Raw genomic sequence first — 12,223 nt, 5'->3', positions numbered from 1 at the left:
GTCACAGGTACCCCAGTTGAGCGGGGTGCCGGGGCGGCCGTGCCCTTCCACCCTCCAGTGTGCCCCTTGGGTGCGGCGGCGGGTACGGCGGGGCGCTCTTGATCACCAGATGTCGGTCTGCCCCGGGCGTGTCGGCGGCGTGTCGCAGGCGTGTCGGGGGTGTGTCGCAGGCGTTGCGGGGAGCGGTTCTCACCCGACCGGGTGGCGCCGGAGGCGTGGTGAGGTGGTGCCGACCGCCGATTGTTCCGGCAAAAACAAGTAGTACGAGGTGACGGGGCGGTTGCGCGGCACTGAGGGGATGGAGTCCACTAGCCTGACCAGCCTGGTGATGGTTGCATCGTCGCCGGAGCGATGAATTGACGAACGAGCGGGTCGTGAGACCCGCCCGATGATTGAGCGGCCCGTCGAGGGCCGCCAGTGCCGCCGCGCGGGAGCGTAGGCAGCGGAGGAGGTCAGTGAGGTGGGCGCGACCGCGGAGCCCGCGGCTGAGCAGTCCATGGCCGGCCGGCTCGGACTCAAGCCCGGTCAGTTCGTACAGGAGTTCGGGTACGACGACGACGTGGACGATGATCTTCGTCTCGCAATCGAGACGCTGACGGGCAACGAACTGGCCGACGAGGACGCACAGGACGTCGTGGATGCCGCTCTGTTCTGGTGGCGGGACGGCGACGGCGACCTGGTCGACGCGCTCGTCGACGGCCTGACGAACCTCGCCGAGGGTGGCGTGATCTGGCTGCTGACCCCCAAGGCCGGGCGTTCCGGCCATGTGGAGCACAGCGAGATCGAAGAGGCCGCCCCGACCGCCGGCCTCCACGCGACCAGCACGATCAGCGTGTGCCAGGACTGGACCGGGACACGGCTGGCCACCCCCAAGGCGGGCCGGCGCTGAGCCCGGCCGGCCGGGGGCCCCACGCACCGGCCGGTTCCTGACAGACTGGGTTCCGCACGCCGGGTGAACCGGTGTGCGGACCAGTCCTGCTCCGCCAGAGAGGAAACGCGCAGATGGCACTGGAGATCGGCCAGGCCGCCCCCGGGTTCGCCCTGAAGAGCGAGCACGGCGAGGTGGTGGAGTTGTCCGCGTTCCAGGGGGAGAAGAACGTCGCCCTGGTCTTCTACCCGTTCGCGTTCTCCGGGTTGTGCAGCGGTGAGCTGTGCGAGATCCGCGACAACCTGGCGGCCTTCGAGGACGGCGCGGTGCAGGTGCTGGCCGTGTCCTGCGACCCGATGTTCTCGCTGCGCAACTGGGCCGACATCGAGAAGTTCGCCTTCCCGCTGCTGTCCGACTTCTGGCCGCACGGGGCGGTGGCCAAGGAGTACGGGGTGTTCAACGAGAGCACCGGCAGCGCCGTGCGCGGTACCTTCCTGATCGACAAGGAGGGCGTGCTGCGCTGGAGCGTGGTGAACGGCATGGGCGAGCCCCGCTCGCTCGAGGGCTACCGCGAGGCCATCGCCGCGCTCTGATAGAAATCTCCTTCCGGACTGCCCTGCGGCAGTTCCGGATCGGGCCTGTAGCTCAGTTGGTAGAGCACCGCGTTTACACCGCGGGTGTCGTCGGTTCGAGACCGGCCGGGCCCACCGTGCACTGCCCTCCTCGCTGTTCTCACTGCCGGCGTAGGTGTTCCAGCACCGCCAGCACGCGCCGGTTGTACGAGGCGTCCGGCGGGATGCCGAGCTTGGTGAAGATCGTGTTGATGTGCTTCTCCACCGCGCTCTGGCTGATGAACAGCCGGGCGGCCACCGCGGCGTTGCTCAGCCCCTCGGCCAGGGCGGCCAGGACCGCGAGTTCGCGCTCGGTGAGACCGGTCTCGTCCGGGCGCCGGGCGGCCAGGAGCTGGCGCACCACCTCCGGGTCGAAGGCGGTACCACCGGCCGCCACCCGCTCGATCGCGTCGAGGAATCCGCCGATGTCCGAGACCCGGTCCTTGAGCAGGTAGCCGACCCCGCCCCGGCCGTCGAGAAGTTCGCTGGTGTGACGACTTTCGACGTACTGCGAGAGCACCAGCACGGCCACGGCGGGATGCTCACGGCGGATCCGCAGGGCGGCCCGGACCCCCTCGTCGACGAAGTCGGGCGGCATCCGGACGTCCACCACGACCAGGTCCGGGGCCGTGCGGGCGACCGAGGCGAGCAGATCGGCGGCGGTGCCCACCGCGTCGACGATCTGGTGCCCCTCGGCGGTGAGCAGCTGGGCGATGCCCTCCCGCAACAGGGTCGAGTCCTCGGCCAAGGTCAGCCGCACGGGATCGCCGCCTCGATCCGGGTCGGGCCGCCGGCGGGGCTGAGGATGCGCAACTGCCCACCCCGGGCGGCGATCCGCGCGGCGATGCCGCTCAGCCCCGGCCCGGACGCGTCCGCGCCGCCGACGCCGTCGTCCTGCACGGAGAGCAGCAGGTCGCCGCGCGTGCGGCGGACCTGGATCTCGATCGAGGACGCCCGGGCGTGCTTGATCACGTTGGTCACCGCCTCACTGGCCACGAAGTACGCGGCGGCCTGGGTGGCCCCCTCAAGTTCATGAGTGATGTCGGTGAGCAGCCGGACCGGTACCGGGGTGCGGTCGCGCAGCGCCTCCAGCGCCACCACCAGCCCGTCGCGGGCCAGCATGGCGGGATGGATGCGCCAGGCCACGTCGCGCAGGTCGTCGAGGACACCCTGCGTCTCGGCCCGGGCCCGGGCGTGCAGTTCGGCCTGCCGGTCCGGGTCGGCGGTGCGCTCGGCCCGGGCCAGCAGGATGGACAGGGCCACCACCCGTTGCTGCACCCCGTCGTGCAGGTCGCGCTCGATCCGGCGGCGTTCGGCGTCCACCGCCGCGACCACGTCGGTGAGAGTCGTGTTCAGCCGGTCCACCTGGCGTTCCAGCTCACCGGCACCGGGCCGGGCCAGGGCGGCCCAGCTGGTGCGGTCGACCCAGACCGTGGCGACCAGACCGCTGAGCACCAGGAACAGCACCAGCACCCCGGGCAGGAAGAAGTAGGCGACGGTGCCCCAGCTGACCTCGCCGGCCGCGCTGTCGATCATCCCGACCGGGCCACGGGTCGCGGCCCCGACCACCATCACCACCGCGAACACCGCACCGGCGGCGACCAGCACGAGCAGGTACCCGGTGGCCACCGCCAGTACCGCGCGCAGGAGCAGGTACAGGTACAGCCGCCGGCCGTGCGGCTGCGGGCTCCGGGCGGCGGTGTCGAACCGGGAGAGGCGCCGGGCTTCGAGGGTGGCCACGAGTTGGGCCGGGCGGGCGCTGAACCCGGCCGCGACCAGGCCGAGCAGGTAGGCCGGGAGCAGCAGGGTGCCGATGGCCGCCCCGCCCACGGCCTGCAGCACAGTGCGCAGCCCGTTCCGCAGCGCCGAATCGGCCGACCTGCTCTGGGCACCCGCCGGCAGCCTGGTCACGATGCCATTGTCCCGCGGGTGCGCTGCCGTACCCGGTGGATCAGGAACACGGCGACGGCCACCCCGACCACAGCGATCACGGCCTTCTGCAAGAGGCCCGCGTACTGCTCGACCTCGTCCCAGCGTTCGCCGAGCTGGTAGCCGGCCAGGACGAACCCGGTGTTCCAGATCGCGCTGCCGACGGTGGTGAGCAGGGTGAAGCGCAGCACCGGCATCCGCTCGACCCCGGCCGGTACCGAGATCAGGCTGCGGAAGAGCGGGATCATCCGGCCGAAGAACACCGCCTTGTCGCCGTGCCGGGCGAACCAGGCCTCGGCCCGGTCCACGTCGTGCAGGTTCATCAGCGGCATCCGGGCCACCACCCGGCGCAGCCGGTCCCGGCCCAGCCCGGCCCCGAGGCCGTACAGCGCCAGGGCCCCGGCGACGGAACCCAGGGTGGTCCAGAACAGCACCTCGGCCAGGCCGAAGGTGCCCTGGCTGGCGGTGAAACCGGCCAGCGGCAGGATGATCTCGCTGGGCAGGGGAGGGAAGAGGTTCTCCAGGGCGATGGCCAGGCCCGCGCCCGGGCTGCCGAGGTTCTCCATCAGGGAGACCGCCCACTGGGCGACGCCGTCGAGGTTTTCGGTCTGCATGGCAGCGACGCTACGAAGGCCGGACCGGCCGGGGCACTGGTGTCAGCCCCCGGGCGGGGTGTGGAAATCCTCAGTTCCGGCCGGCACCGCGGTGGGTGGGGCCGACGGGGGGAGCGGGGCCGGGTCGCTGGCGTACACGGACAGGGCGGTGGCCTGGGGCAGCAGGCTGCGGGCGGACGGACCGGGGAACCAGCCCTGGGCGGTGCGCTCGGCCAGGTCGAGACCGGTGAGCGCGGGCAGCAGGTGCACCAGCGTGTGCCGTACGTCTTCGGGGGCCACCGGCTTGCGCCGGTCGGTCTCGCTGAACACGATGCCGACCAGGGTCTCCTCGTCGAGGGCGCCCCGGGCGGCCAGCGCGCCGACGCCGAGCCCGGCGACGCTGGCGGTGAAGGTGCCGGGGGCGAACCAGGAACGCAGCCGGCGCACCACCAGCAGCTGATCCCGGCCGGCCGGGCCGAGCAGGCCGGTGCTGCGCAGGATGCCGTGCAGCACCGTCACCGGCGAACCACCGGCGGCCCGGGGCCAGCGCGGCCGCAGTTCGTGCATGGCCTCGACCACCGGTTCGGCCAGGCCGCCGCCCTCGGTGAGCCGCATCAGGTGCCGGACCGACTCCGGCACCAGTCCGGCCATCTGGCGCACCCGCAGGTCGGTGAGGGCCTGGTCGAACTCCGGGCCGTGCGGGGCCCAGAACAGCTCGAGCATGTCTTCGCCCAGGGTGCGCCGCCGGTTCGCGTAGTCGCGCGGGCCCTCGGTGCTCTCAGGTGGGCAGGGCCCCTCACCGTAGACGCAGCCCGCCTGCTCGCCGCCGGGCCCCAGCACCACCACGTCGTGCTCCCAGCGGGCCCGGGGGTCGTAGAAGTAGCCGAAGTGGCCACCCCCGTCGGCCCGGTCGGCCCGGTCGACCAGGTCGGCCAGGGTGGCCTCCGGGTTGCCGGGCAGGTAGGTGGCCGGGCCGCGGACGAACCGGCCGCGCTCCAGCCCCAGCCAGCCGAGGCCGATCTGGAGCAGGTCGTGAAGCTCGCCCAGCGTGCTGTCGGACGGCACGTCGAGGACCCGGAGCACCCTCGGTTCGACGTCGCGCAGTGTCACTTTCAGACGGGTCGTCTTCACCCGCCGGAGATTACGTCACAGGGCGCGGCTTTTCGGTGGCCGCCGGAGGTATCCCCAGCGGAGATTGCAGTGGGAGTGCAGGAACTGGCGGGTACATCGTCAGCGCCGGGGTGGCGCCGTGGAGGCCCGCACGACCAGGCTGGTGGCCAGCTCCACGTGGTGCGAGTCGACCGTGGCCCCGGCGGCCAGCTGGAGTGCGGTGCGCACCGCCACCCGGCCCATCTCCCGCAGCGGCTGACGCACCACGGTCAGCGGAGGTGAGCAGAACTCGGCGAGCTGGGTGTCGTCGAACCCGATCACGCTCAGGTCCTCGGGCACCCGGAGTCCGCGGCGGCGGCAGGCCTCGATCAGGCCGACCGCGATCTCGTCGCTGCCGGCGAAGACCGCGGTCGGGGGCGTGGGGGAGTCGAGCAGGAAGTCGCCCCCGGCCACTCCGGCGGCATAGCGAAAAGTCTTGTGCAGGGCGTGTTCGTGCGGGACGGGGTGCCCGGCCGCCTCGAGCGTGGAGCGAAAACCCTGCCACCTCGCCTGGTTGCAGCCCGCCTCGGCCTCGCCGCCCAGGTAGGCCATGCGGGTGTGGCCCAGCGAGAGCAGGTGCTCGGCCGCGCTGACCCCGCCGGCGTAGTTGGTCGAGCCGACGCTGGTGACCTCGTTGCCGGCCGGGGTGAGCGGGTCGACCACCACCAGCGGCACCTTGGCCCGGGCCAGGGCGGTGGCGTCCTCGACCGTCATCTCGTTGCTGACACTGATCACCGCACTGCGCCCGGCCTTGGCCACGGCCAGAGCCCAGGCGGTGGCCGTGGACAGGCCGCGGCCCTTGCTGAGCATCACCGCCACGCCCGGTTCGCCCGCGGCCGAGAGCACCCCTTCCATGACCTCGTTGCTGTAGGCCGCGAGCGGGCCGGCGAAGACCACCTCGATGGTGGTCTGCCGGCTACCGCCGCGGCCGGTGTAGTAGTGCGCCCGCAACAGTTCCTCGACCATCGCGCGGGTGCCGGGGGAGACGTCGTCGCGCCCGTTCACCACCTTGGACACCGTTGCGATGGAGACACCGGCCGCCTCGGCGATGGTCGCCAGCGTCGCCCGTCCGGGCCTGGAGCTCATGGGTACCTCCGTAGGGGCTCCAGGCCGGACGGTCACTTACCGAACCCGGCAGTGAGACCGCTCAGCAGCTGGCGTCGCCCGATTGCGTACAGCGCCAGGATCGGCAGCGTGGTCAGTACAACCGCGGCCGCCACGGCCGGGACGTTCACGCCGTACTGTCCCTGGAACGACCACAACGCCAGGGGCAGCGTGCGCTGGTTCGGGTCGGTGGTGAGCACCAGCGGCAGCAGGAACCCGTTCCAGATCGTCAGGGCGTTGTAGATGCCCACCGTGACCAGGGCCGGCCGGGTCAGCGGGAAGGCCAGCGACCAGGCGGTACGCCACTCGCTGGCCCCGTCCATCCGCATCGACTCGAACAGCTCCTTCGGGACGTCCCGGATGAAGTTCGTGAGGATCAGCACGGTCAGCGGGATGGCGAAGGCGATCGAGGGCAGGATGATCGCCAGCAGGGTGTCGTACAGCTGCAGCCGGATGATGATCAGGTACACCGGGATGATCACCGCCTGCAGCGGGATCGCCAGCCCGGCCAGGAACAGCAGGTTCACCGAGCGGACGAACCGCCCGTCGCCGGCCCGGATGATCGCGAACGCGGCCATGAACGAGATCAGGATGGCCGGGATCACCGACCCCAGGGTGACGATCGCGGTGTTGGTGAAGAACCGCATGAAGCCCGCGTCCATCACGAAACTGTAGTTCTCGAAGGAGATCTCGGGCGGCGGGGCGAGCGGGTTGGTGGTGTAGTAGTTCGCCCGGCTCTTCACGCTGGTGAGCACGATCCAGTAGATCGGCAGGATCACCACGATCAGCCAGACCCAGCCGCCCAGGCCGCCGATCCAGTTGATCTCCAGGAGCCGGCGGTAGTTGCGTGGGGCCGGGGCTGCGGTCGCCCGGGGCGGGCGGGTGGGTGTGGTCACGGCCATGCCGTCACATCCCCTCGAGTTGGCTGCCGGCGTCGCGTCCGCCGCCCAGACGCCGCAGGGCGAGGGCGAGCAGCAGGCCGACGACGACCAGGATGACGGCGATCGCGCTGGCCGGGCCCATCAGTGAGGCCCGGAAACCGCGGATGTACATGTCCAGGGCCAGGGCCCGGGTGGCGTCGCTGGGGCCGCCGGCGGTGAGCACCCAGATCAGGTCGAAGAAGGTCAGCGACCCGACCACCATCAGGGTGGAGGAGGCGATGATGGTGTTGCGCAGCTGGGGCAGGGTGATGTTCCAGAACTGCCGCAGCCGGCCGGCCCCGTCGAGCTGGGCCGCCTCGTACAGCGAGGCCGGGATCTGCCGCACCGCACCCTGGTAGATCAACGTGTGGAACGGGATGAACTGCCAGGACACCACGAACACCACGGTGGCCAGGGCGAGGACCGGGTCGCCGAGCCAGTCCTGCACCAGCAGGTCGATGCCCAGGCCGGCGCCGAGGCCGAAGTTCGGGTCGAGCAGGGCCTTGAAGGTGATCGCGATGGCCGCCTGGCTGAGCAGCAGCGGCACGAAGAAGATCACCGCCAGGACCCCGCGGTAGCGCTGCCTGCCGGCCAGGAAGACGCCCAGGAGCAGACTCAGCGGGGTCTGGAACAGCCAGGACAGGAACATGATCTTGAACGTCACCCAGAGCGCGTCGGGCAGACCGGGGTCGGTGAGCACCTCGCGCCAGCTGTCGAAGCCGGACGGGCGGATGTCGCCGATCCCGTCCCAGGTGGTGAAGCTCAGACCCAGCACACCGATCAGCGGGATCACCGCGAAGGTGAGGAACATGAGCAGCGCGGGCAGGACCATCCAGGCGATCGAGCCCTGCCGGACCGCGTGCGACGCGGTCCGGACAGGTGCTACACGATCGGGTGGAACCTGAACAGGGACGGTCATTTGCCGATGACCGCGTTCATGTTCTTCGCGAACTCCTCGGGCGTGATGTCGAGCGCGAACAGCTTGGCGATGTTGTTCAGCAGCTCCTCGGCGGCGGCCGGGCTGAGGGCCTGGTCCCACGACTGCGAGAAGGTCTTGGCCTTGCTGGCGGTGTCGTAGACGAACTGCAGCCACTCGGCGTCCTCGAGGCCGCTGAACTTCTTGTCCACACCGACCACGATCGGGACCTGGCCGGCGTCGTTGACCCAGTCGGTCTGCTCGGCGTCGGAGAGCACCTGGGTCTTGAAGAAGTTCTTGGCCGCCTCCTTCTGCTCGGGGGTGGCCTTGGACGAGAGCGAGTAGTACTGGCCGGGGTTGCCGTAGGTGTTGCTCGGGTCGCCGGTGCCGCCGGAGACCGGCGGGAAGTTCATGAAGCCGAGGTCGCCGCCGGAGACGAAGTCGCCCCCCTCTTCCTTCATCGAGCCGTAGGTCCAGGCGCCGTGCAGCATCATCGCGGCCTTGCCCGAGGTGAGCAGGGCCTGGTCGGCGTTGGTGTCGGCGGTGATCGAGGAGAAGCCCTTGACGAAACCACCGGCCTCGACCAGCTTCTGCACCTCGCCCAGGGCCTTGATCGCGGCCGGGTCGGACCAGGCGTCCGCCTTGCCCTCGAACACGGCCTGGAAGATCTCCGGACCGCCGATCCGGTCGAAGAGGAACTCCAGCCACATCATGTTCGTCCAGCGCGACTGGCCGGCCAGGGCGAACGGGGCGATGTCCTTCTCCTTGAACTTCGGCACCAGCGCGAGGATGTCCTCCCAGCTGGTGGGCGGCTGCAGGCCGGCCTCCGAGAACACCTTCTTGTTGTAGAACAGCACGATCGGGGTGACCGTCTCGGCCGGCACCGCGTAGATCTTGCCGTCGACCGTGGCGGCCGCGAACGAGGCCGGGAAGCGCCGCTCCTTCTGGTCGGGGTTCTCGTCGAACCACGACGTCAGGTCGTCCACCGCGCCGGCGTCGACCCAGCTGGCCAGGCCGCCGCCGCCCCAGCCCCAGATCACCGTCGGGGCCTGCCCGGCGCCGATCGCGACCTTGATCTTCTCCTTGTAGGCGTCGTTCTGGAACGCCGTGCCCTTGATCGCCTGGTTCGCGTTGGCCTTGTTGAACCGGTCCAGCGAGGTGCGGCGGATGGTCTCGTTCGGGTCCACGGACAGGTACCAGTAGGTACCGCCCGAACCGTCGCCACCGCCGTCGCCGCCACTGCTCTCGGTGCCGGGGCCGGAGCTGCCGCAGGCGGCCAGGGTGGCACCGGCGATCGGCAGGCCGATGGCCAGGCTCAGGAAGTTGCGGCGGGACGTCTTCATGGGATCCACGGTGATCTCCATCGGGTACCGGCCGCGGAGGACCCGCGGCCACACGGACGCAGCGGGCGGGAACAGCGCCCCGCTGCGCTGGAAAAGGTCTGGCTCGGAACTGAACGCTGGAACAACTGCTGGGAAGAGCAGAACGCGGCAACAACTGTCGGTCAGATCGGCGCTGGTTCGTCGTGAACTGTCGCCGGATATGTCGGAAGTTCTCGAAAAGTAGTTTCGCCGGACGATGCTGTCAAGCCTTGCGAACTTCTCGGTATCTCGGTGAGAGTGAATCCGTCGCCGAACGGACTTGCCCTGTCCGGACACGTTTTTGACCGTGTTCGCCGGGGCCGTGGCGGCGAAAGTTTTTCGAAGTCTCACGAAGGAGTGGGCCGTGGCAGTTGCGCCCGAAAGTATCGAACCCTGGCGCGACCCCGCGCGTACCGTCGCCGAACGGGTGAACGACCTTCTCGGCCGGATGAGCATCGAGGAGAAGGCCGGCCAGCTGGGCAGCCGCTGGATCGGCAATCAGCCCCGGCCGGCCGCTCCGGCTCCGGACGAGGGCCCCGGCGCGCAGAGCGCCCCGATGGAAGACGCTTTCGCCCAGAAGGCCGGTCTTGGCCTGGAAGAGGCGGCCGCGGCCGGTCTCGGGCACCTCACGCGGGTCTACGGCAGTGCCCCGGTCAGCCCGGCCGAGGGGGCGGCGGAGCTGGCCCGGCAGCAGGCGGTGGTGGTCGAGGCCTCGCGTCTGGGGATCCCGGCGATCGCCCACGAGGAGTGTCTGACCGGCGTCACCACCTACGGCGCAACGGTGTATCCGGCCGCCATCGCCTGGGGGGCCACCTTCGACCCGGAGCTGATCGGCGAGATGGCCGCCGCGATCGGCCGGGATCTGGCGCAACTGGGCGTGCATCAGGGGCTTTCGCCGCTGATGGACGTGGTCCGCGACTATCGCTGGGGGCGGGTGGAGGAGACGCTGGGTGAGGACCCGTACCTGGTGGCCCAGCTCGGCTCGGCCTACGTGCGGGGGCTGCAGGACGCCGGGATCATCGCCACGCTCAAGCATTTCGTCGGCTACTCGGCCTCCCGGTCCGGCCGTAACCACGGTCCGGTCTCGATGGGCCGGCGTGAGGTGATCGACGTGCTGCTGCCGCCTTTCGAGGCCGCGGTCGCCGCCGGGGCCGGCTCGGTGATGCACTCCTACTCGGACATCGACTCGGTGCCGGCCGGGGTGGACTCCTGGCTGTTGCACGAGATCCTGCGGGAAGAGTGGGGTTTCACCGGCACGGTGGTCTCCGACTACTGGGCCACGCCGTTCCTGGCCAGCATGCACCGGATCGTCGAGGACGAGGCCGGGGCCGCGGAGCAGACGATCCGCGCCGGGATGGACGTGGAACTGCCCGACACGATCTGCTTCTCGCATCTGCCCGAGCTGGTGCGCAACGGTTCCCTGCCCGAGGAGTTCCTCGACCGGGCCGCCCGCCGGGTGCTCACCCAGAAGGCCGGGCTCGGCCTGCTGGACCCGGGCTGGAACCCGAAGGTGGATGCGCCGGAAGACATCCGACTCGACCCACCGCAGAACCGGGCCATCGCGCGCCGGCTCGCCGAGACGTCCATCATTCTGCTCGAACCGGGCACCGCGCTGCCCCTCGGTGACCACACCGAGATCGCCGTGGTGGGGCCGTGCGCCGACGACCCGCGCACGTTCATGGGCTGCTACGCCTTCCCCAACCACGTACTGCCCAAGTTCCCCGGGCACCAGGACGGGCTCGGCATCGAGATCCCGACCGTGCTGGAGGCGCTGCGGGCCGAACTGTCGGGAACCCGGATCGTCCATGAGACCGGCTGTTCGGTGATGGGGCAGGACCGCTCCGGCATCCCGGCCGCGGTCGCCGCCGCCGAGGCTGCCGACCTCTGCATCGCGTTCGTGGGCGACCTGGCCGGGATGTTCGGGCTGGGCTCCTCGGGCGAGGGCTGCGACGTGGACGACCTGACGCTGCCGGGGGTACAGGCCGAACTGCTGGAGGCGCTGAGCGCCACCGGTACCCCGCTGGTGGTCGTGCTGGTCTCGGGTCGGCCCTACGCCTTGGGGGATGTGGCTCCCCGGGCGGCGGGTCTGGTGCAGGCGTTCATGCCGGGGGAGGAGGGCGGGGCTGCGCTGGCCGGTGTGCTCTCCGGACGGGTGGAGCCGGGCGGGCGACTGCCGGTCCAGATTCCCCGCCGCCCCGGCGGTCAGCCGTACACCTACCTACAGCCGCCGCTGGGTGAGCCCAGCTCGATCAGCAGCGTGGACGTCAGGCCGCTCTACCCCTTCGGCTACGGACGCTCATACACGAGTTTCGAGATGTCCGGCTTCGAGATCGATCAGACCGAAATGCCTACGGACGGTCGTTTCCGGGTTGGTCTGACCGTCCGGAACACGGGGGAGCGGCCCGGTAGCGAGGTGGTCCAGCTCTACCTGAGCGACCCGGTGGCCTCGGTGGTGCGGCCGGTGCACTGGCTGGCCGGTTTCGCCCGGGTCCGGCTCGAGCCGGGGCAGTCCGCCCGCGTGGTGCTAGAGGTGCACGCCGACCGTACGGCTCTGGTCGGGCGCGACCTGCAGCGGCTGGTGGAGCCGGGGGTGATCGGGGTGAGCGTGGGCACCTCCTCGCGCGACCTGCCCTTCGAGGGCTCGGTCACGCTCACCGGTCCGGTGCGGCCGGTCGGACACGACCGGGTGCTGGACACCCCGGCCGAGGTGACGATGCTGTAGCCGGTCGGCGCTTTGCCGGCGCCCGGCTGGTGTTCTGCTGGTGGTCTGCG

General features: G+C 70.7%; 11 protein-coding genes and 1 tRNA gene. 4 read left to right on the top strand and 8 right to left on the bottom strand.

Annotation, left to right across the window (positions count from 1 at the left end):
* Positions 1-460 precede the first annotated feature (460 nt).
* The 3 genes from QSK18_RS28400 to QSK18_RS28390 all read left to right on the top strand — a co-directional run bounded on the left by QSK18_RS28400 (position 461) and on the right by QSK18_RS28390 (position 1,575).
* Positions 461-889, top strand: a complete 429-nt coding sequence (locus QSK18_RS28400) for a DUF3052 domain-containing protein (protein WP_232813433.1) — start codon at positions 461-463, stop codon at positions 887-889.
* A 113-nt stretch (positions 890-1,002) separates the two neighbouring features.
* Positions 1,003-1,461: a peroxiredoxin gene (locus tag QSK18_RS28395; RefSeq protein WP_232813432.1), complete on the top strand. Its 459-nt coding sequence runs from the start codon at positions 1,003-1,005 to the stop codon at positions 1,459-1,461.
* Positions 1,462-1,502: 41 nt separating this feature from the next.
* Positions 1,503-1,575, top strand: a tRNA-Val gene (locus QSK18_RS28390).
* A gap of 25 nt (positions 1,576-1,600) precedes the next feature.
* On the opposite strand, the gene QSK18_RS28385 is transcribed toward QSK18_RS28390, so the two are convergent.
* The 8 genes from QSK18_RS28385 to QSK18_RS28350 form a co-directional block, all read right to left on the bottom strand.
* On the bottom strand, positions 1,601-2,239 hold the full coding sequence (locus tag QSK18_RS28385) for a response regulator transcription factor (RefSeq protein WP_232813431.1): 639 nt from the start codon (positions 2,237-2,239) through the stop codon (positions 1,601-1,603).
* Positions 2,230-3,390, bottom strand: a complete 1,161-nt coding sequence (locus QSK18_RS28380) for a sensor histidine kinase (RefSeq protein WP_285625292.1) — start codon at positions 3,388-3,390, stop codon at positions 2,230-2,232. Before QSK18_RS28380 ends, QSK18_RS28385 begins: the two co-directional genes overlap by 10 nt.
* Complete coding sequence (locus tag QSK18_RS28375) at positions 3,387-4,022, bottom strand: DedA family protein (RefSeq protein ID WP_285625289.1); 636 nt, start codon at positions 4,020-4,022, stop codon at positions 3,387-3,389. Before QSK18_RS28375 ends, QSK18_RS28380 begins: the two co-directional genes overlap by 4 nt.
* A 42-nt stretch (positions 4,023-4,064) precedes the next feature.
* A complete protein-coding gene (locus QSK18_RS28370) occupies positions 4,065-5,132 on the bottom strand; it encodes an IS1096 element passenger TnpR family protein (protein WP_285625286.1) in 1,068 nt (355 codons plus the stop codon).
* A 99-nt stretch (positions 5,133-5,231) separates the two neighbouring features.
* Entirely contained in the window at positions 5,232-6,236 is a 1,005-nt protein-coding gene (locus tag QSK18_RS28365; RefSeq protein WP_232813427.1) for a LacI family DNA-binding transcriptional regulator, read from the bottom strand.
* A 32-nt stretch (positions 6,237-6,268) separates the two neighbouring features.
* Positions 6,269-7,156, bottom strand: a complete 888-nt coding sequence (locus QSK18_RS28360) for a carbohydrate ABC transporter permease (protein ID WP_285625282.1) — start codon at positions 7,154-7,156, stop codon at positions 6,269-6,271.
* A 4-nt stretch (positions 7,157-7,160) separates the two neighbouring features.
* On the bottom strand, positions 7,161-8,006 hold the full coding sequence (locus tag QSK18_RS28355; RefSeq protein WP_232813425.1) for a carbohydrate ABC transporter permease: 846 nt from the start codon (positions 8,004-8,006) through the stop codon (positions 7,161-7,163).
* 83 nt (positions 8,007-8,089) lie between these two features.
* A complete protein-coding gene (locus QSK18_RS28350) occupies positions 8,090-9,433 on the bottom strand; it encodes an extracellular solute-binding protein (RefSeq protein ID WP_232813424.1) in 1,344 nt (447 codons plus the stop codon).
* A gap of 382 nt (positions 9,434-9,815) precedes the next feature.
* Between QSK18_RS28350 and QSK18_RS28345 the strand changes: the two genes are divergently transcribed.
* Positions 9,816-12,173: a glycoside hydrolase family 3 N-terminal domain-containing protein gene (locus tag QSK18_RS28345; RefSeq protein WP_285625274.1), complete on the top strand. Its 2,358-nt coding sequence runs from the start codon at positions 9,816-9,818 to the stop codon at positions 12,171-12,173.
* Positions 12,174-12,223: the final 50 nt, after the last annotated feature.

It is taken from the genome of Kineosporia sp. NBRC 101677, assembly GCF_030269265.1.
Taxonomy (GTDB): Bacteria; Actinomycetota; Actinomycetes; order Actinomycetales; family Kineosporiaceae; genus Kineosporia; species Kineosporia rhizophila.
The sequence above is the reverse complement of the archived record's forward strand: the minus strand, read 5'-3'. Positions and strand labels throughout refer to the sequence as shown.